Source organism: Phaeobacter sp. PT47_59 (assembly GCF_028890025.1).
Taxonomy (GTDB): Bacteria; Pseudomonadota; Alphaproteobacteria; order Rhodobacterales; family Rhodobacteraceae; genus Phycobacter.
The window spans coordinates 11,400-32,337 of the sequence record NZ_JARCJL010000011.1 but is presented as its reverse complement, the minus strand read 5'-3'; the positions used below and the strand labels follow the sequence as shown (position 1 = coordinate 32,337).

The 20,938-nt window shown below is 62.9% G+C and carries 14 protein-coding genes; 9 read left to right on the top strand and 5 right to left on the bottom strand.

The features are described 5' to 3' along the window. Window positions 1-200: 200 nt before the first annotated feature. The 8 genes from PXK01_RS12015 (at window position 201) to cobA (ending at window position 11,732) form a co-directional block, all read left to right on the top strand. Entirely contained in the window at window positions 201-1,568 is a 1,368-nt protein-coding gene (locus PXK01_RS12015) for a CmpA/NrtA family ABC transporter substrate-binding protein (protein ID WP_274860217.1), read from the top strand. Between the two features lie 84 nt (window positions 1,569-1,652). Beyond that, window positions 1,653-2,735 carry an ABC transporter permease gene (locus tag PXK01_RS12010; RefSeq protein ID WP_274848488.1) on the top strand — a complete coding sequence of 361 codons (1,083 nt, stop codon included), beginning with the start codon at window positions 1,653-1,655 and terminating at the stop codon, window positions 2,733-2,735. 5 nt (window positions 2,736-2,740) lie between these two features. Beyond that, window positions 2,741-4,420 (top strand): ABC transporter ATP-binding protein, encoded by a 1,680-nt coding sequence (locus PXK01_RS12005; RefSeq protein ID WP_274860216.1) that lies wholly within the window; start codon window positions 2,741-2,743, stop codon window positions 4,418-4,420. Window positions 4,421-4,425: 5 nt separating this feature from the next. Further along, window positions 4,426-6,870, top strand: coding sequence for a nitrite reductase large subunit NirB (gene nirB, locus PXK01_RS12000; protein ID WP_274860215.1), 2,445 nt, complete (start codon window positions 4,426-4,428; stop codon window positions 6,868-6,870). Then, window positions 6,867-7,199 (top strand): nitrite reductase small subunit NirD, encoded by a 333-nt coding sequence (gene nirD, locus PXK01_RS11995; protein ID WP_274848485.1) that lies wholly within the window; start codon window positions 6,867-6,869, stop codon window positions 7,197-7,199. The genes nirB and nirD overlap by 4 nt, the downstream gene beginning before the upstream one ends. Then, window positions 7,196-9,820 (top strand): nitrate reductase, encoded by a 2,625-nt coding sequence (locus PXK01_RS11990; protein WP_274848484.1) that lies wholly within the window; start codon window positions 7,196-7,198, stop codon window positions 9,818-9,820. The genes nirD and PXK01_RS11990 overlap by 4 nt, the downstream gene beginning before the upstream one ends. Then, on the top strand, window positions 9,817-10,776 hold the full coding sequence (locus PXK01_RS11985) for a glycosyl transferase family protein (RefSeq protein ID WP_274860213.1): 960 nt from the start codon (window positions 9,817-9,819) through the stop codon (window positions 10,774-10,776). Before PXK01_RS11990 ends, PXK01_RS11985 begins: the two co-directional genes overlap by 4 nt. Window positions 10,777-10,787: 11 nt before the next feature. Further along, window positions 10,788-11,732, top strand: coding sequence for a uroporphyrinogen-III C-methyltransferase (gene cobA / locus PXK01_RS11980; protein ID WP_274860211.1), 945 nt, complete (start codon window positions 10,788-10,790; stop codon window positions 11,730-11,732). A 12-nt stretch (window positions 11,733-11,744) separates the two neighbouring features. Here cobA and PXK01_RS11975 read toward each other — a convergent pair whose 3' ends face one another. The 5 genes from PXK01_RS11975 to PXK01_RS11955 all read right to left on the bottom strand — a co-directional run bounded on the left by PXK01_RS11975 (window position 11,745) and on the right by PXK01_RS11955 (window position 17,374). Further along, window positions 11,745-12,593, bottom strand: coding sequence for an SAM-dependent methyltransferase (locus PXK01_RS11975; protein ID WP_274860209.1), 849 nt, complete (start codon window positions 12,591-12,593; stop codon window positions 11,745-11,747). Between the two features lie 9 nt (window positions 12,594-12,602). Next, on the bottom strand, window positions 12,603-13,937 hold the full coding sequence (locus tag PXK01_RS11970) for an aromatic ring-hydroxylating dioxygenase subunit alpha (RefSeq protein ID WP_274860208.1): 1,335 nt from the start codon (window positions 13,935-13,937) through the stop codon (window positions 12,603-12,605). 67 nt (window positions 13,938-14,004) lie between these two features. Beyond that, window positions 14,005-15,063: a hypothetical protein gene (locus PXK01_RS11965; protein WP_274848478.1), complete on the bottom strand. Its 1,059-nt coding sequence runs from the start codon at window positions 15,061-15,063 to the stop codon at window positions 14,005-14,007. A 16-nt stretch (window positions 15,064-15,079) separates the two neighbouring features. Continuing rightward, window positions 15,080-16,915: a carbamoyltransferase family protein gene (locus tag PXK01_RS11960; protein ID WP_274860206.1), complete on the bottom strand. Its 1,836-nt coding sequence runs from the start codon at window positions 16,913-16,915 to the stop codon at window positions 15,080-15,082. A gap of 276 nt (window positions 16,916-17,191) precedes the next feature. Further along, entirely contained in the window at window positions 17,192-17,374 is a 183-nt protein-coding gene (locus PXK01_RS11955) for a hypothetical protein (protein WP_274860205.1), read from the bottom strand. Window positions 17,375-18,047: 673 nt separating this feature from the next. Here PXK01_RS11955 and PXK01_RS11950 point away from each other — a divergent pair. Next, window positions 18,048-20,912 (top strand): LamG-like jellyroll fold domain-containing protein, encoded by a 2,865-nt coding sequence (locus PXK01_RS11950; RefSeq protein WP_274860203.1) that lies wholly within the window; start codon window positions 18,048-18,050, stop codon window positions 20,910-20,912. Window positions 20,913-20,938: the final 26 nt, after the last annotated feature.

Sequence of the window (20,938 nt, the reverse complement as noted above, 5' to 3'; positions counted from 1 at the left end):
GACTTGGTTCAGGTAGGCAACGGTGCCCACCGAACGACATTCGGCCCACAGTCCGGGCCATCACTGAGCAAAGCCGCTCGACCCTTCGCCCCCCCTCCTCCTTCAGGGCGATTGTGTCGGCGGCTTTTTTCTTTGCCCAGATCGCATCGGGCATGCGCGGCCAGCTGGGTCTCCAGCGGGCGAAAACAAAGGATAGATCGATGAAAAAGCTTCTCCTCAGCCTGGCTGCCAGCACGGCGCTTGTCTCCCCGGCGCTGGCGGCTTCTCTTGCGCTGGAAAAGGACGAACTCACCTTCGGCTTCATCAAGCTCACGGATATGGCGCCCTTGGCAGTCGCCTATGAACAGGGGTATTTCCTGGACGAAGGCCTGTTCGTCACGCTGGAGGCACAGGCCAACTGGAAGGTTCTGCTGGATGGCGTGATCGGCGGCCAGCTGGACGGCGCCCATATGCTGGCGGGTCAGCCGCTGGCTGCAACCATCGGCTTTGGCACCGAGGCGCATATCATCACGCCCTTCTCGATGGATCTGAACGGCAACGGCATCACCGTCTCCAATGAAGTCTGGGAGATGATGAAGCCGAATATTCCCACCATGGATGACGGCCGCCCGCAGCACCCCATTTCGGCCGAGGCGCTGGCGCCGGTGGTCGAACAGTACAAATCCGAAGGCAAGCCCTTCAACATGGGCATGGTCTTCCCGGTCTCCACGCACAACTACGAACTGCGCTACTGGCTGGCGGCCGGCGGGCTGCACCCCGGCTATTACAGCCCGGAGAACGTCTCGGGCCAGATCGGCGCCGATGTCTTCCTGTCGGTGACCCCGCCGCCGCAGATGCCCGCCACGCTGGAAGCCGGCACCATCAACGGCTACTGCGTGGGCGAGCCCTGGAACCAGCAGGCGGTATTCAAGGGCATCGGCGTTCCGGTGATCACCGATTACGAGCTGTGGAAGAACAACCCGGAAAAGGTCTTTGGCATCACCGCCGAGTTCGCCGAACAGTACCCCAACACCACCCGCGCCGTGACCAAGGCGCTGATCCGCGCCGCCATCTGGCTGGATGAGAACGACAACGCCAACCGCCCGGAAGCGGTCGAGATACTGAGCCGCCCGGAATATGTCGGCGCCGATTATGACGTCATCGCCAACTCGATGACCGGCACCTTCGAATACGAAAAGGGCGACAAGCGCGAAGTACCGGATTTCAACGTCTTCTTCCGCTACAACGCCACCTACCCCTTCTATTCCGATGCGGTCTGGTACCTGACTCAGATGCGCCGCTGGGGTCAGATCGCCGAGGCAAAATCCGACAGCTGGTATGACGAGGTCGCCAAATCGGTCTACCGCCCGGACATCTACCTGGAAGCGGCCAAGATGCTGGTGGACGAAGGCCTGGCGGACAGTGCCGACTTCCCCTGGGACAGCGACGGCTACAAGGCCGCAACCCCGGCCGAGGACATCATCGACGGCATCGCCTTTGATGGCCGCACGCCCAACGCCTACCTGGAAAGCCTGCCGATCGGCCTGAAGGGCGAACAGGTCGTCGTCGGTGCCGGTGTCGAAGGCTGACCTGACCCAATCCGGGAGCGTGCCAACCGGCGCGCTCCCCCTCTCCTCTCCCCGTTATAGTTCCGGTTTCGAAAGGCTCCCCCGATGACCACGACCGACCCCGATTTTGCCGCCGCCGAGGCCCGGGAAGCCCGGCGCGCCCGGCTGTTCACAAAAATCAACACCGCCGACAAATGGTTCCAGGTCCTGGGTCTTGCCTGGGTGACGCCGATCCTGAAAGCCGTGGCCGGTGACAACCCGCAGGCCCAGGTCAAGGAAATCTGGCGCCTTCTGGCGGTGCCGCTGATCGCAATCGCCGCCTTCCTGCTGCTTTGGGGCACATTGGCGCCGAAGGTGCAGACCTCGCTTGGCGCTGTTCCCGGTCCGGCACAGGTCTGGACCGAGGTGGTCAACCTGCACGAGGATGCGCAGGCCAAGGCCGCCAAGCGCGAAAAATTCGAAACCATGGTGGCCAAGCGCAACGAGAAACTGATCGCCGCAGGCCGCGCCGATGAGGTCAAGACCGTCGCCTATACCGGCGCGCCCAGCTATTATCAGCAGATCTGGACCTCGATCCGCACGGTGTTCTTCGGCTTCCTGATCGCCACCGTCGTCGCTGTGCCGCTGGGCATCGCCGCAGGCCTGTCGCCGACCGCCAATGCCGCCATCAACCCGCTGGTGCAGATATTCAAGCCCGTCTCGCCCTTGGCCTGGCTGCCGATCGTCACCATGATCGTCTCGGCCGTCTATGCGACCAATGACGGGCTGTTCTCCAAGAGCTTCCTGATCTCGGCGATCACCGTGACGCTGTGTTCGCTCTGGCCGACGCTGATCAACACCGCCCTGGGCGTTGCCTCGATCGACAAGGATCTGGTGAACGTCTCCAAGGTCCTGAAAATGAACACCTGGACCAAGATCACCCGTCTGGTGCTGCCCTCGGCGCTGCCGCTGATCTTTACCGGGCTGCGCCTGTCCCTGGGTGTGGGCTGGATGGTGCTGATCGCCGCTGAAATGCTGGCGCAGAACCCCGGCCTTGGCAAATTCGTCTGGGATGAATTCCAGAACGGCTCCTCCAGCTCGCTCGCGAAGATCATGGTGGCCGTCTTCACCATCGGCATCATCGGCTTCCTTCTGGATCGGGTGATGTATGCGCTGCAGTCCCTGTTCACCTTCACGAACAACCGGTGATCACCATGGCCATCCTGACATTCGACAACGTCTCCAAAAGCTTTGGCACCGGCACCAGCGAAACGCATGTGCTGAAGAACATCAACCTTGAGGTCGAAGAGGGCGAATTCCTGGTGCTTCTCGGATTTTCCGGCACCGGCAAGACCACCCTGATCAACCTGATGGCGGGCCTGGACAAGCCCAGCCGCGGCAAGGTGAGCTTTCGCGGCAAGACCATCGAAGGCCCCGGCCCGGAACGCGGCGTGATCTTCCAGAGCTATTCGCTGATGCCCTGGCTGACGGTGGCAGGCAACGTCCGCCTTGCCGTCGATACGGTCTATCCGAAGATGCCCAAGGCCGAGAAGGACGCCAAGGTCGCGCATTACATCCAGATGGTGGGCCTGTCCCACGCGGCCAGCCGCCGCCCGGCGGAACTGTCGGGGGGCATGCGCCAGCGGGTCAACGTGGCCCGTGCGCTCGCCATGTCGCCCGAGGTCCTGCTCCTGGATGAGCCGCTTTCGGCGCTGGATGCGCTGACCCGCGCCAACCTGGCGGATGAGATCGAGGCGATCTGGGAGGCGGACAAGAAGACCTGCGTCCTCATTACCAATGACGTGGACGAGGCAATCCTCTTGGCAGACCGTATCATTGCCCTCAATCCCGATGGCACCCTGGGCGAGGAATTCCGCGTCACCATCCCCCGCCCGCGCGACCGGGTGGAGATGAACCACCACGAGGGGTTCAAGAGCCTGCGCAGCCAGGTCACCTCCTACCTGATGGAGGTCGGTATCGAGGCCAAGGTGGAAGGCACCCGCCTGCTGCCGGATGTGACCCCGATCCATGGCCTTCCGTCTGCGGTGGCCAAGGCGCAGGAAAGCGCGACCGAGGAACGCTTCCTCGACTTCTCGCAGCTGCACAAGATCTACCCCACGCCGAAGGGGCCGCTCACCGTGGTCGAGGATTTCAACCTCAAGATCAACAAGGGCGAGTTCATCTCTCTGATCGGCCATTCGGGCTGCGGCAAATCCACGGTTCTGACCATGGCCGCCGGTCTGAACCCGATTTCCAAGGGCGCGATCAAGCTGGACCGGCGCCACGTGGAGGGCGCAGACCCGGAGCGGGCCGTGGTGTTCCAGTCGCCGAACCTGTTTCCATGGCTAACCGCGCGGGAAAACTGCGCCATCGGGGTCGATAAGGTCTACCCGGGCGCCAGCCGCGCCGAGCGGCAGGATGTGGTGGAATACTACCTGGAACGCGTCGGCCTGGCCGATGCCATGGACCGCCCGGCCAGCGACATGTCCAACGGCATGCAGCAGCGGGTCGGCATCGCGCGGGCCTTTGCCCTGTCGCCGAAACTGCTGCTGCTGGATGAACCCTTCGGCATGCTGGACAGCCTGACCCGCTGGGAGCTGCAGGAGGTGCTGATGGAGGTCTGGTCGCGGACCAAGGTCACCGCCATCTGCGTCACCCACGATGTGGACGAGGCGATCCTGCTGGCCGACCGGGTGGTGATGATGACCAACGGCCCGCAGGCCACCATCGGCAAGATCACCGAGGTGAACCTGCCCCGCCCACGCACCCGCAAGGCGCTGCTCGAACACCCGGATTACTACAGCTACCGGCAGGAGGTGCTCGATTTCCTTGAGGAATACGAGCACGGCGCGAAACCGAAGAAACCGGCGCTCAAAGCCGTCGCCGCGGAGTAAGGACCATGACACAGAAACTCGTTGTTATCGGGGCAGGCATGGCCTCGGGACGGATGCTGGAACACCTGCTGAACGCGGATCCGAAAGCCTATGAGATCACCCTGTTCAATGCGGAGCCGCGCGGCAACTACAACCGGCTGATGCTGTCGCCGGTCTTGTCGGGGGAAAAGACCTACGCCGAGATCGTCACCCATGACGAAGACTGGTACGCCGAGCATGGCATCATCTGCCGGTTTGGTGAAAATGTCATCGCCATCGATCCCGCGCAGAAAGTCGTGCGCGGCGAAAAGGGCGATGTTGCCTACGACAAGCTGGTGATCGCCACCGGGTCGAACCCCTTCATGATCCCGCTCCCGGGCCATGATCTGGCGGGCGTGATCCCCTACCGCGATCTGGAAGACACCGAGGCAATGATGGCCTTGGGCGACCGCCCCGGCACAAAGGCGGTCGTGATCGGCGGCGGCCTGTTGGGGCTGGAAGCGGCCGCAGGCATGGCAGCGCGTGGCGTCGATGTCACCGTCGTCCATATCATGGGTCACCTGATGGAGCGTCAGCTGGACGAGGCCGCGGGATACCTCTTGCGCAAATCTCTGGTTGAGAAGGGGATCAAGGTTCTGTGCCAGGCGAACTCCAAGGAGATCCTGGATGACGGCACTGGCCATGTGAAGGCCCTGCGGCTGGAGGATGGCACCGAACTGCCCTGCGATCTTCTGGTGATGGCCGTGGGCATTCGCCCCAATATGGCACTGGCAGAGGCAACGGGGCTGACCTGCAACCGGGGTGTGATCGTGGATGATCACATGGTGACGTCAGATCCCGATATCCTGGCGCTTGGCGAATGCGTCGAACACGATGGCGCGCTCTTCGGTCTTGTGGCGCCGCTTTACGATCAGGCCAAGGTGCTGGCGCAGACCCTCTTGAGGCAGGAGGCGCGGTTTGTGAACAAAGAGGTCTCGACCAAGCTGAAGGTCACCGGATGTGACCTGTTCAGCGCCGGAGATTTCGCCGATGGCGAAGGGCGCGAGGACATCGTCTTTCGCGACCCCGCGCGCGGCGTCTACAAGCGGCTGGTGCTGGAGGGCGACCGGCTGATTGGCGCGGTGATGTACGGCGATACCGCCGATGGTGCCTGGTTCTACAGCCACATCAAGGACGGCAGCGATGTCAGCGAGATGCGCGATACGCTGATCTTTGGTCCGGCCTATCAGGGGGGCGCCTCTGCGGACCCTTTGTCAGCCGTTGCAGCCTTGCCGGATGATGCGGAAATCTGCGGCTGCAACGGCGTTTGCAAGGGCGATATCGTCTCGGCGATCCACGATGGCGCCACCGATCTGGGCGCATTGCGGGCCTGCACCAAGGCGTCTGCCTCCTGCGGGACCTGCACGGGACTGGTGGAACAGGTGCTGGCCGTCACCCTGGGCGATGACTACGCCGCCCCAACGGCGCAGCCGATCTGCGGCTGCTGTGATCTCACGCATGAGGACGTGCGCCGCCTGATCAAGGCGCAGGAGCTGAAATCCCAGGCCGCCGTCTGGCAGGAACTGGGATGGAAGACCCCCAATGGCTGCCATGTCTGCCGCCCGGCGGTGAACTTCTACCTCTTGGCCGATTGGCCGGTGGAATATCAGGACGACCCGCAAAGCCGTTTCGTCAACGAACGCAAACACGCCAATATCCAGAAGGACGGCACCTTCTCGGTGGTGCCGCGCATGTGGGGCGGCATGACCACCCCGGACGAGCTGCGCGCCATCGCCGATGCAGCCGAAAAATACAACGTGCCCACTGTGCATGTGACCGGCGGCCAGCGCATCGACCTTCTGGGCGTCAAGGGCGAGGATCTGCCGCATATCTGGGCCGATCTCAACAAGGCGGGCATGGTCTCGGGCCACGCCTATGCCAAGGGGCTGCGCACGGTGAAGACCTGCGTCGGCAAGGATCACTGCCGCTTTGGCACGCAGGACAGCACAGGTCTGGGAATCAAGCTGGAAAAGCGCCTTTGGGGGTCGTGGACGCCGCATAAGGTGAAACTGGCCGTCTCGGGCTGTCCGCGCAACTGCGCCGAGGCCACCTGCAAGGACATCGGCGTCGTCTGCGTCGACAGCGGTTACCAGATCGGTGTCGCGGGAGCTGCCGGCATGGATGTGAAGGAAACCGAACGGCTGGCCGATGTCGCAACCGAGGAAGAGGCGCTCGACCTCGCCACCGCCTTCATGCAGCTTTATCGCGAGAACGCCAAATACCTGGACCGCCCCTACAAATGGGTCGCCAAGGTCGGCCTTGATTGGGTGAAGGCCCGCGTCGTCGATGACCTGACCGAACGCCAGCGCCTGGTCGACGCGTTTGAACTGTCGCAAACCATCTACCGCAAGGACCCTTGGGCCAAGGAAGTGGAGGAGAAATCCGCCTCTTATGCCCCCCTTGCCGATCTCACCCTGGAGGCCGCGGAATGAGCTGGATCGATATCGGACATATTGACGAGGTGCCCCTGCGCGGCGCGCGGCTTTTGAAAACCCCGATGGGCTGTATCGCGGTTTTTCGCACCGCCGAGGCCGAGGTCTTTGCCGCCTCCAACAGCTGCCCGCACAAGGGCGGCCCCCTGTCCGAAGGCATCGTGCATGGGCAATCGGTGACCTGCCCGCTGCACAACTGGGTCTTTGATCTCAACACCGGAGAGGCGCAGGGTGCCGATGAGGGGCGGATCGAGACCTACCCCTTGCGCCTGGACGGCAGCCGCATGCTGATCGACGCCAGCGCCCTTGCCGGGCAGAACGCCGCATGAGCGCGCCCGGCGGGATCCGCTCCACCTGCCCCTATTGCGGGGTGGGCTGCGGGGTTTTATTGTCCCCGGATGGCGAGGGCGGTCTTGCCGTGCGCGGCGATCCGGACCACCCGGCCAACTTCGGGCGGCTGTGTTCGAAAGGCTCGGCCCTGGGTGAAACCCTGGGACTGGACAATCGCCTTCTGGCGCCCAAGGTGGACGGTCAGGACAGCGATTGGGACACGGCGCTCGATCTGGTCGCCGACCGGTTTTCCCAGACGATCCGCGATCACGGCCCGGACAGCGTCGCCTTCTATGTCTCCGGCCAGTTACTGACCGAGGACTACTACGTCGCCAACAAGCTGATGAAGGGCTTCATCGGCTCGGCCAATATCGACACCAATTCGCGGCTCTGCATGGCCTCCAGCGTGGCGGGGCACAAGCGCGCCTTTGGCAGCGATACCGTGCCCGGCACCTATGAGGATCTGGACGAGGCCGATCTGGTGGTGCTGGTGGGATCGAACCTCGCCTGGTGTCATCCGGTTCTCTACCAGCGCCTGCTGGCGGCGAGAAAGGAACGCGGAACGAAAATCGTGGTGGTGGATCCGCGCCGCACCGCCAGTTGCGACGGGGCGGACCTGCATCTGGCGCTTGAACCGGGCAGCGACGTGGCCCTGTTCAACCACCTGCTCACGCAGATTAGCGCACGTGGCGCGATTGACCCGGATTTCCTGAACCACACCAACGGGTTCGAGGCAGCACTCGAAGCGGCCCGGCTTGACAGCCTGTCCCCGACCGGCCTGAGTGACCAAGAGGTCAGTGCCTTCTGCGACATGTGGATCGGCACCGAAAAGACCGTCACCATCTACAGCCAGGGCGTCAATCAATCGACCAGCGGCAGCGACAAGGTGAACGCCATCCTGAACTGCCATCTGGCCACCGGGCGCATCGGCAGGCCCGGTATGGGGCCGCTGTCGGTGACTGGCCAGCCCAATGCCATGGGCGGACGCGAGGTCGGTGGGCTGGCGAACATGCTGGCCTGTCATCTGGACCTGGAAAATCCCGATCACCGCCAGGCGGTACGCGACTTCTGGCAAGCGCCGCAAATGCCAGAGGCACCGGGGTTGAAGGCGGTGGACATGTTCCGTGCCGTGGCCGACGGGCGGATCAAGGCGCTCTGGGTCATTCACACCAACCCCGCCGTATCCATGCCCGACGCCGCCGCCGTGCGCGCCGCGATCAAGGCCTGCCCCTTTACCGTGGTCAGCGACATCACCGAACAGACCGACACCGCGCGGCTGGCGCGGGTGCTGCTGCCTGCCAGCGCCTGGGGCGAAAAGGACGGCACCGTCACCAATTCCGACCGCACCATCAGCCGCCAGCGCGCCGCCCTGCCCGCCCCCGGTCAGGCGCGTCCCGACTGGCAGATCCTCTGCGAGGTGGGTAAGCGCATGGGATGGGCCGCCGCCTTTGACTATGAATCCCCGGTCGAGATCTTCCGTGAATATGCCGCCCTTTCCGGGATCGCGGGGCAGTTCGGGCGCGACTTCGATATCTCGGGCCTCGCCGGGCTCGACAGGGCAGATTACGACACCCTTGCCCCCACCCGCTGGCCCGTCAGCGCCCAGCGCAGCGGGGGCCGCTTCTTTGCCGATGGCGCGTTCTATCACGGGGACGGAAAGGCGCGGCTGCTGCCTTTGCGCTATCGCCCGCCCGCGGCCAGGACGGGGCCGAAATATCCCTTCCGGCTCAATACCGGGCGGCTGCGCGATCAGTGGCACACGATGACACGCACAGGGCTTTCACCGCGTCTTGGCGCCCATATGCCCGAACCCTTCCTTGAGCTGCACCCCGAGGACGCCACCGCCCTGAACATCGCTCCGGCAGATCTGGTGGAACTGCGCAGCCCCAGGGGCAGCGGCATCCTGCGCGCGCGGATCAGCGACGCGGTGCAGCCCGGGCAGGTCTTTGCGCCGATCCACTGGACCGGGGAAACGGCGCCCTCAGGCCGGATCGACGATCTGGTCGCCGCGGAAACGGACCCGGTGTCGGGCCAGCCTGAAAGCAAGGCCAGCGTCGTTGCAGTCGAAAAAATGCAGGCCGCATGGTATGGTTTCGCCGTCTCCACCAGCCCCATGCGCCCCCACGCCGATTACTGGGCGCTGGCGCCCACCCGCGCGGGCTATCGCGCCGAGCTGGCCGGATATGCACCCGCTTCCGATTGGGAAGAGGAAGCCCGCCGCCTGTTCGACCTGCCACGCGCCGAAGCCGCCACGATCCTCGACCCCGCACGCGGCACAGCCCGCATTGCTCTGTTTGACCAGGGGCGCCTGCTTGCAGCCCTGTTTGTGGATCGCGAACCGGTGGCGGCGGTGCGGGACTATCTTGCCACTGTACCCAGCGATGCAGGCACCGCCGTTCTGACCGGCCGCCCCCCGGCGGATGTGCCGGATCCGGGGCCGGTGATCTGCTCCTGCTTCGGGGTTGGTGTCAACACCATCGTCACCGCCATCGAAACCCGCAACTTGATGAGCGTCGAGGCGATCGGCATCGCCCTTGAGGCGGGCACGAATTGCGGCTCCTGCCGCCCGGAACTGGCCGCGATCCTGGCCAGCACCCAAAGGCGGGAGGCTGCGGAATGAGCCTGGCCGATCATGTGCGCAGCCTGGGCCGGGGGCCTGGCCGCTCCCGTTCCCTGACCCAAGATGAAGCGCAGGATGCCATGGCCCTGATGCTGCAAGGTGATGCGGCGCCGGAGGCCATCGGTGCCCTGTTGATGCTCATGCGCATGAAGGGGGAGACGGCGGAAGAGATCGCCGGTTTTGCCGCCGCAGCGCAAGCCCACGTGCCGACACTGCCGCAGGTGGATCTGGATTGGCCGTCCTATGCGGCGGGTCGCACCCGCGGGCTGCCCTGGTTTCTGGTCTCGGCGCTGATGGTGGCGCAAAGCGGCAAACGAGTGATGCTGCATGGCTGGAACGGCGCGGACCCGACCGTGCGAAACGGTCTGGCGACCCTCGGCATCCCGCTGGCCCGGACCGCTGCAGAAGCCGAGGCCGCCCTGAATGCGGGCAATATCGTCTATATGCCGCTGGAGGATCTCTGCCCGCCTCTGTTGCGCTTGCTCTCGCTGCGCGAGGTTCTGGGCCTGCGCTCCTGCGTCAACACGGTGTGCCGGATGCTGAACCCCGCGCGGGCGGCCGCCAGCGTTCAGGGCGTCTTTCATCCCTCCTACCGGCTGCTGCAGGCCGATGCCGCCCAGCGCCTGGGCTGGCATGCGCTGACCGTGATCAAGGGCGGCGGCGGTGAGTTCGAACGCCACCCGGCCAAGGCGATCGAGGCCTTTGGACTGCGGAATGGAGCGCCATGGCAGGACACCGAGGCCGCGCGCCTGGCACAAACCCGGCGGCTGGCGGATAGCGCGGGCCATATCAACTCCCTGAAGGTGGCGCTCAGCTCTGCCGCCCTGCCGCGCTTTGAGACCGAGGTGATCCTCGGCACTGCACAACTGGCCCTTGATACCCTGGGCTGTTCGCACAGCCCCTTGCACTTTCCCGACGGCAGCCCGGCGCCGACGGCGCTTTCCCTCACAGCCTGAAAGGACATCCCATGACATTGCTGCAAAGGCTGTTTCACATCACGACCGCGCCGCTTGGCACCGCACAGGCGCCATCTGTTGCGACCGGCCCCGGCCTTGGGATCCTTCCGCTGGTACTGGCCCGCCTGAGTACAGCGGCGCATCGGCTTGCCGCGCGTCCGATGACCCCCGCAACACCGCAGGAGAAAGACCAGACCAAGGGCCATATCGCCCTGGTCGGTGCCGGTCCCGGCGCGCGGGACCTACTGACCCTGCGCGCGGTGCAGCGCATTCAGGCCGCAGATGTCGTGTTCTATGATCGGCTGGTGGAGCCGGAGGTCGTTGCCCTGGCATCGCCCAAGGCAAAACGGGTCTTTGTTGGCAAACATGTGGGAGCGCACAGCTGGCCGCAGGAGCGGATCAATGCCGCCATCGTCTCGACCGCGAAACAGGGGTTGAGGGTCGTGCGGCTGAAATCGGGCGATCCCAGCATCTTTGGCCGGGCGGGCGAAGAATTGAACGCCGCCCGCCAGGAGAACATCGAGGTGGAGATCGTACCCGGAGTGACCTCTGCCTCGGCGGCGGCGGCTGAACTGGGACAAAGCCTGACCGAACGCGGCATTGCCGATACGCTGATCCTGACCACCGGCATGAGCCGGGCGGGCGCAGCGCTGCCTGACAGCGCGCGGTTTTCGGGACCAGGCACAACGACCGCCTTTTACATGTCCGTGGCACAGGCCGGACGCATTCGCGATGCCCTGCTGGCGCGGGGCCTGCCCGCGGATGCGCCGGTCAACATTGCCGTGGATGTCTCGAAACAGGGGCAACGGCTTCTCAGCGGGCGCCTGGAGGCGCTGGAAAACCTGCTGTCCAGCAATCAGGTCAAAGGCTGTGCGATGATACTGGTGACCTGGCCGACGGGTGTTTGCGCCAAGGCACCATCCCGCGCCCTCCTGGACGCGCATGCCACGCCCTAAGGCCCGGAGCGATCACGCCTCGTCCCGCTGGGCCAGAATGGTGAAGAACCCCGGATAATAGCTGTTTTCATCGCGGTTGCGTTGCCAGGATATGGCTTCGCATCTCTTTTCCAGCTCTTCGAGCGCCGGTCTGTCGTCCACGTCCTGGTATTGATTGATACTGGTCGACACCAGCGATAGCCCCTCTTCATCCAGCCAGTTCCAGACCTCTGCCAGGGTATGCTGGGTTTCATGCGGGTGCAACACCTGATCGCGAAACCAGGAACGCTGGTGTGTCTCATCGCTCAAGGTGCTGGCGCAGCTGCGAAACCTCTCAAAGGCGGCCTCTTCCCCCTCACGGGCATGAATGCCCTGAAACAGCTCCAGAAACGGGCGGCGGCCAAAGAGATGGTACAGGCCGACAAACAGGAAGCCGCCGGGCGCCACGAACTGCGCGGCATGGGCAAAGGCCGCGCGGCAATCGCGGGTATGATGCAGCACCCCGACGCTGACCACCAGATCGAAGCTGTCGGGGGACTGGAACTCGAAAAGGTCGCTTTCGACGAACCGGACCTGATCCGTGGTTCCAAGACGCCCCGAGACATCGCGCGCACGCGCCAAGGCCGCAGCGGTGAAATCCACAGCTGTCACGGATTTCCCATAGTGTTTCGCCATCGAATTGGAGGCCCAGCCCGCGCCGCAGCCCAGTTCAAGCACGGTTTCGATCTCGTCCTCTTCCAACAGCGCGTCCAGATCCGGGTAATCCGCGATCGGGTTGCGGGCCACGCTGTCCGCTGCCAGCCCGGCATCCGAGTAGTAGTTGAACGGCATGTCGCGATAAAAATCCCGAACCGCATGGGTAACCGTAGAAGCGTCAGTCATCTCGTCCTCTTATAGATAGGTCCGGGCACGGCGCAGCCCGGCGATGGCGAGCAGGCCCATGAGCGCCAGCACGATCAGGCTGGTCTGCCCGGTGCCGCCGTCGCTGAGAATGGCCAGGACCGTCGCCACCGCGACCAGTCCGATCAGCGCCTTGATGCCAAGATTGATCCTGCGCAGGACCCGCTGGCAGGTGGAACAGATCTCGGTGTGCAGCCGGTGCCGATCATGGGGTATATTGGCCTCCTCGGGCACCAGACCGCTGTTCTTGGCCGTGGTGAAGCCGCGATAAAACGGCAGGTTAGCGCCGTGGCGATCCAGCCAGCGGCGGTATTCCACCACCAGCCGGTCCGAGGTCTTGATGGGCAGCCAGGCCTTGCTCAGCGGTTGGTCGGCGGTCTCGATCTCGCGGTGCTGCCCGACCACCACGCCCATGTCCTGTTCCAGGATCAACACCTGCGATTGATGTTCCAGCCAGCGCGGCTTGAGACGCTCCAACAGGCCGTTGAAGTTGCTGTATTTCCGATACAAGAGCCGACAATGCCCCTTGCCCATCGGCAAGGAGAACAGCTCAAGACCGGCGATCAGATCGTTGTCGGCATACTCCGACCGATAGCGGATCAGGTTCGGCGCGACGAATTCCACATGGGCCGCTCCCATTTCGGGGGCGTCCTCTTCCCGTTCCAACCCGATATGGCGAAAGGTAGCCCGGATACCATCCAGGCCACTGTGCACGATGTCGAACTTGAGCGGGCTGGCCGCCTCTCGCAGCCCGCCGCCGCGCACGCCATCATGGGCAATGTGGATATGGGCAACGTCGATGACATTCTCGACCAGGTAGCTTTGATCATAGGGCAGATCCATCTGGAAGGTGACCGCCTTGATCTCTGGCGATTGTGGCGCATGGCTGACCGGGATCAGCGTCTTGTCCGCCTCCGCGGCGTCGCCGGCCCAGACCCAGACGATGCCATCCACGATCTCCAACGGGTAACGCTGCACGCAGGAGCGGATCGGATAGTCCTTGCCCTCGATCATCTGCGGGATGAGCTGGCAATCGCCTGCGCCGTCGAATTGCCAGCCATGATAAAGGCACTCCAGCCGACCATCGACGATCTGCCCGTCGGACAGGCGCGCCAGCCGGTGCGGGCACAGATCGCGCAGACAGTTGAGCTGCCCGGCGCCGTCAAAGAACAGCACCAGACCGGTATCATAAATCGATACCCGGCTGGGCTTGTCGCGGGGAAGATCCTCCAGAAAGGACACCGGGTACCAGCATCGTTCCCAGTCAAAAGCCTCGTGTAGCGGACGGGCGGTATCTGTTTCGGTTTCCAAGATCTGCTCATTCATGATCAGCTTCCCTGTGTCTCCGTGGCGTGCCGGTCTGGCTGCTGCGGGCCTGCGCCCTCTGGTCCCGTCACCGTCGATGGGCCTGCCGCACAAAAGCCCAATCCGGGCTTTCGGACTTGAGCCGTTCGACATGGGCCGACAGCCTGCCACCCCAGTCTTCCTGCCCATCGGCCGATAGCAATGCGGCATAGCGTGTCAGCATCCGGATCGCCAAGGCTTCATGGGTGCGCTTGCCCGCATGCATGCCATCGGCGGCCAGATCGGCCCGCTTCTCAAAAAACCTGTGCAGCAAGAGCCGACCTTGATCCAGTTGCTCATAGACCGGAGACAGGATCGCCGTCTGATAGTTCTTCGGGCGCAGCACTTCAGATACGAGGATGCTCTCGATCCCGCGCAAGCGGCAGATCGACTGCATCAGAAGCGCGTTCTTGGCGAGGTTCATCCGGCCGAAATGAACGTTGTAGAGATCGATGAACCCCTGCACCGGGATTGGCGCGTTCTCGATCTCCTCGATATCTATGTCGGAGACCTTGTAGTTCTTGGCCTGTTTGGCGGTGTAGTCTTCTATGCGGTCAGCCACCGGCAGCAGGCCCAGGACCAGATCCGGGGCGACACCATCGATCTGGCGCAGCAATGTTCGGGCACAGTAGTCCGCCGACGCCCCACCGACAGAGAGGTTGATCACGTTGATCGCCGCCTCCGGCCAGTTCAGCGCCTGGGCCAGGTGGTGTTTGAACCGCTGGCCGAGACTGCACTCGAAGGGCACACCATTGCCCAGGGCGTGGCTCTCCCCCACGATCAGGATGCGCAGCTTTGCGCCCGGATCCAATTCCTCACTGCGGTAGCCGGCCGAATTGAAGCGGTATTCCACGGTTTCACTTGTGTCGCTGCCATAGCTTTTCTTGATCTCCCCCGGCGCATGCAGCATCGAGCGGGTGTCGCAGGGCAGCAAGCTGGCCCCAGGTTTCGGGCCCGCGCGGGCGGTCACGGCAGGCGCCAGGGCCGTGACATCGTCGTGATCCGCTGCCGCGTGACGACGGGCGACACGCTGTGCGACCAGCCCGCCCAGGCCCATCGCCGAAAGCAGGGAGACGACCGTCGCCTTGGTTCTTGTCGAGATGCTCATGAGGGACGCTCCACGTTCAATCCGGTTCCAGGGCGCTTTTGTAATCCAGCCGCAACGCCGGATCCTGCGCCTCCTTTTCCAGGATGCAGTTTCCTGCGACCAGCACATCGATCTCGGTGCCCATGAAACATCGGAACGCATCCTCCGGTGTGCAGACGATCGGCTCTCCGCGCACGTTGAAGCTGGTATTGACCAGCACCGGGCAGCCGGTCCGGTGCTTGAAGGCGCTCAACAGCCGGTGCAGGGCCGGGTTGGTGCGCAGGCTCACGGTCTGAAGCCGTGCCGAATAATCCACATGAGTCACCGCCGGTATGGTCGACCGCACTTGATTCAGCCGGGTCATCAGGTCTTCACCGGCATCACCGGGCGCCCCCCGGCGTTGCGACTGGTGCACCGGAGCGGTGATCAGCATATAGGGGCTCTCTCCCTGGTGCTCGAACCAGTCCGAGGCGTCTTCCTCCAGAACCACCGGCGCAAAAGGGCGAAAGCTTTCCCGGTTCTTGACCTTCAGGTTCAGGACCTTCTGCATCGCCTCTGACCGGGCATCGGCCAGGATCGAGCGTGCCCCAAGTGCGCGCGGGCCGAACTCCATCCGCCCCTGGAACCAGCCCACCGCCTTGCCTGCCTCCAGCGCCTCGGCCACGCGGGCGATGGTCGCCTCGTCGTCCAGGGCTTCAAAAGAGGCGCCGACAGCCGTAAGCCGGTCTTCGATCTCGGACTGCGCATAATCCGGCCCCAGATAGGCCCCCTGCATGGCGTCCCGGCCCGTGGCCACCACCCGTGGCTGCCCCAGATGCTGATGATGCGCGGCCAGTGCCGCCCCCAGGGCGCAGCCGGCATCGCCTGCCGCGGGCTGGATCCACAATCCGTCGATGCCGGTTTCCCGCAGGATCCTGCCATTTGCCACGCAGTTCAGCGCGACCCCGCCGGCCAGGCACAGGTTGCGTTGATCGAAGCGCCGCATCAGGCTGCGCACCATGCGCAGAACGATCTCTTCCGTCACCACCTGCAGCGAAGCGGCCACATCCATGTGAAACTGCGTCAGCGGCTCCGCCTCGCCCCGGCGCGCCGGTTGACCGAACAGATCCGAAAGATCATCCGAGATCATGGATTGACCGACACAATAGTCGAAATAGCGCTGATCAAGCGAGAAGCTGCCGTCCTCCTTGAGGTCCACCAGGTGATCGAAGAAGAGATCACGGAACCGCGGCTCCCCATAGGGCGCCAGCCCCATGACCTTGTATTCGCCCGACAGGACCTTGAAGCCCAGATACTGGGTGATCGCGGTATAGAGCAGGCCCAGAGAATTCGGGAAATCAAGCTCCAGTTCGGGCAGAAGATCGCTGCCGCGCCCCAGGCACACCGATCCTGTCGCCCATTCGCCTACTCCGTCCAGCGTCAGCACCAGCGCTTCCTCAAAAGGCGAGGGATAAAAGGCCGATGCGGCATGGCTCTGGTGGTGCTCGGCAAAAAGCAGCTTCCCCGACTGCACGCCAGCCGGGTCGATTGCCGCCAGTTCAGCCAGGATCTGGCGTTTCTGCCATAGCTTGCTGCCCAGCCATAGCGGCATGGCCTGCCGAAACGCCCAAAACCCGCGCGGTGCAAAATCGGCAAAGCTGCGCATCATCCGCTCAAACTTCGCCAGCGGCTTTTCGTGAAAGACAACGTGGTCGATTTCGCTAAGATCGCACCCGGCCCGATCAAGACAGAACCGGATCGCCTGTTTGGGAAAGCCTGGATCGAACTTTTTCCGCGTAAACCGCTCTTCCTGGGCCGCCGCGATGATCTTGCCATCCACAAGCAAGGCCGCAGCGCTGTCGTGATAAAATGCCGAGAGGCCAAGGATCTTCAATTGTCTTTTCCATTTTGCTGCAAGCTGGATGAATGACAAAGGGCGTGTCTTGCGTCAGCGCATCCGGTCCATTCTGCGAAAAGCCCGGGTCTTTCGCTGCCGCCACAGGCTTTGGCGCGCCGCATCGTGGGATGTGATCAACCGCCGCCCCCGCAAGAGCCGATATGCCCCGGCAACCGGCACCCAGATCACGCAGAAGACACAAAACCAGAAAAGAGTTCCAAGAAAGGGCATAAGGATCATTCTGAAAGAAATTGGACGCTAATACTGCGGCTTTCACCACATGGGATAGATGTCGGGGTTTTTGCCCTGCAGCTTGCGCACCTTTTGCTTCAACCGCTCGACCCGCGACAGTTTGCGTCCCGCGGCCTTTTTGCCGGGCGCCTTCTTGGTTGCAGCTTCGGCACCCTCCTTTGCAGCCTCCTCGGGCTCCATTACGCGTTCATCCGTGGTGTTCATTGCATTGTCCTTCCGCATTCATAATTACGCGTCGATCGGCCTCAATTAAGCCCAAAGACATTAAGCCCCGAGACCGCTCCGCCACCCCAATGCTGCAGCGCAGTGCCTCTTCCCCGCTACAGAATGCAAGACCGCCGAAGACCTGTAAACATGTTTAGTGAACGCTGCAAAACAGTGCTGCGCCAGCATGGAGGGACAGAATGACCTCAACAGACCACCAAGATAAAACCAAACAATTACACATTATTTCAAACACTTATATTCCAACCAATTCGACACAGACGCCCCTCTACCAGGCACATCTGGGGAAAAGCGGCCATATATCGCGACAATTCGCGCGCGCATGGCCCCCTCCCTTTCCGGAAGCCGGGCCAGGCTCGGATCACGGGTCATTTGGATGCACATAGTTTCGTCACAGGTATGACGAACAGCCCATCACGTGACACATTTTCGCCTTTGGCGACAAGATTTCGCCACAGTTTCGCCACAGTCTTTAAGTGGTTAACGGCGCGGATTTTGCTATTTCACCTGAATTCAGGCGGTTAGTTAATGGCTACAATTGTTGGCACATTCCCGCCCAGAAAGATGAAAGCCTCTTTGTGGTCATGATTGGCGCTCCATTCGCCGGTAGAGCTTGTACATCCTATTGATGATAGCAAGGAGGACCCTGAGAATGGCAGTACGCATCTCGGATCCGGTATATTCAAATGATGTTGAACGTCTTTATACCGGTGCACAGGACGACATCTTAGAAATCAATCATTCGAACCAATACGCCCTTCGCTCCGCAACAGTCTCGTTGAGCTTTTCGCTGGATCGGTTGCCGGGCGATGTTGCGCTGGTGTCCAAGGATGGCGCCGGAGCCGGGGCGGGAGATTTCACGCTATGGGTCAAGGATGGCGCCCTTGTCCTGACCCAATCCGATGGCGAGGATACCGAATATCTGACCGTGCCGGACTTGGTGCTGTCACCGCATCAGAACTACCACGTTTCGGTCAGTTTCGGCCGTGATGGCCTGATGATCTGGCTCGATGGCAAACTGGTCGCCGCCGAACCCGAGTTCAAGCAGGGGCTGGAGGCGAACGATCATGCGCTGGTGGTGGGCGGCAGCCGATCCTGGCGGTCGGATCAGGAGGATGACGCCCATTCCCTGTTCCAGGGCACCATTGGCGATGTGATGATCTTTGACCGCCAGCTAGACCAGGACAGCCAGATGGCACTGGCCCTGGCCGCTGGTTCGGATATGGCGACGCACGTGCAGATGCATGCCGCGATGGAGGATCTGGCCCCGGTCTTTGCGCAGTTGCACGGCGCCAGCGACACCTTCCTCGACATTCTTGCCAATTATGGCGTGTCACACCACGGCCATGTGTCAAGCGCGCTGAACATGATCACCCGCAACGGCGGCGACAACCGGGTGAGCGGCACCGGGGCCGCGGATGGGATCAATGCGGGCGATGGCGATGACAGGGTCATCGGCAAGGGTGGCGCCGACATCCTGCAGGGTGGCTATGGCAATGACGCCCTGTCGGGCGGCGGCGGCCACGATGTGCTGGACGGCGGCCATGGCGAGGACACGCTGAGAGGCGGCGGCGGCAACGACCTGCTGATCAGCCGTGCGGATGGGCGCGAAGGTGAAATCTACTACGACCCGGACCGGGATGAGGGTGACCCGCTGAACGAGTTGACCGATGGCAAGCTCTACCCGGATCAGCCGATCCCGGGCGATGATCTCCTGATCGGTGGCAGGGGCGCCGATATCTTTTACTTCCAGACGCTGATCAATGCCAAGGAGCGCTTCATCGAGGAACACACCCGCGATGACGGGACCATCAACTGGCACGGGGTCGCGGGCGAGAACGACAATCTGCACGATCACTGGGTCGATGTCCTGGGACATGACGTGGTGCAGGACTACAGCCGCGCCGAGGGCGACCGGCTGGTGATCGAAGGACATACCACGCAGATCGCCTCGATCACCTACGGGGATGCGGATGGCAACGGGGTGATGGATCATTCGGTGATCGCGCTCTATTCGGACCAGGGCAACAATGGCGGCGCCCATAACGACGACCGGCTGGGCACCATCACGGTCTACGGCGATCTGGTGACGCGCGCCGACATCGAACATACCGCCGCCCCGGCCTATGGGATCGTCAGGAGCATCGACGACCTAGAAGAGGCCCTGGCCCCCAGCAGCACCGGAACCGATAGCGGCCCCATCTCGGCCCCGACCGAGTTGATGCCAAATAGCGCAGCCCTGGGCTATGGCCGTTCGGCTCAGCCGGTTTTCGGCATGGTTGGCGACCATGCGTTCTCCTCCTCGGAGCGCGCCGCCTATGTCTTTGATCATTCAAACGACCTGAGCCTTTCCGAAGCGACCATCGCCTTCCGGTTCTCTGTAAACAGCCTGTCGAGCGGTCAGACGCTGTTTTCCAAGGATGCATCCGGAAATGGCGATGGCGGCCACTTGTCCGCCTATATCGATCAAACCGGCAAGCTGGTCGTGCGTCTGCAAGACGACACCGAAACCCACTATTTCTATGCCCGCAATGCCATCAAGGCAGGCAAGACCTACGATCTTGCGCTTGGGTTCGGTGACAGCGGGGTCGAGCTCTATCTGAACGGTGCCAGGATCGCCTATGATACCGATCTTGCGGTGAACTGGGGGCAGAATACCGAAGCGCTGATCGTCGGGGCCTCGGGCTGGAGCAATACCCCCGGAGAGGCCGACAATATCCACAGCTACTTTGATGGCACAATCAGCAATTTCGCGATCTTTGACCAAAGACTGTCGGCCGAGGATCTGTTCGGAGACGCCCCCCGCGACGATTACGCCTATTTCGATGGGGCCATCGATACCTTCGAATTCAGCCGGGGCACCCGGGGCCGCGTCGAAGTCAGCGGCAATGGAACAAGTCTTGAACTCGGCGCGGGCACGGATTTCGCGGATTTCGACGGGACCGTCGTGCGCACCGCGGATATTCAGCTCGGCTCACGCGGCGATGATGATCGGCGCGGCGGCGATGGCGTCGATGTGATTGTCGGCAACGGCGGCGATGATCGCCTCTCGGGCATGGGCAATGACGACCTCCTGCTGGGCGGCAGAGGAGACGACACCCTCTATGGCGGTGATGGGAACGACACCCTGATCGGCGAAAATGGTGATGACAAGCTGCTCGGATCGGACGGACGCGACCTGCTGCAGGGCGGTTCCGGCCATGACACGCTCTATGGCGAAAGCGGCAATGACGTGCTCTATGGCGGGCTTGGCGATGACGTGATCTACGGCAACGTTTGGAACGACAGCGGCAGGGACAGTCGGGATCGGGCGATCTTTGATGGCAACCTTGCCGATTTCACCTTCGAGAGTGAGACATATTACGACTCCAATCGGGGTGAGACCGTGACACGGCTGGTGGTGACGGATGCAGCCAGCGGTGGGGTCGATGGGTATTACGAGGGGCGCGACCTCCTGATCGATATCGATTTCCTGCAGTTCGCCGATCAGACGGTCGCCTTCACCGACCTGCTGTAGCCCCCATGGCAAACCGGCGGGGCCGC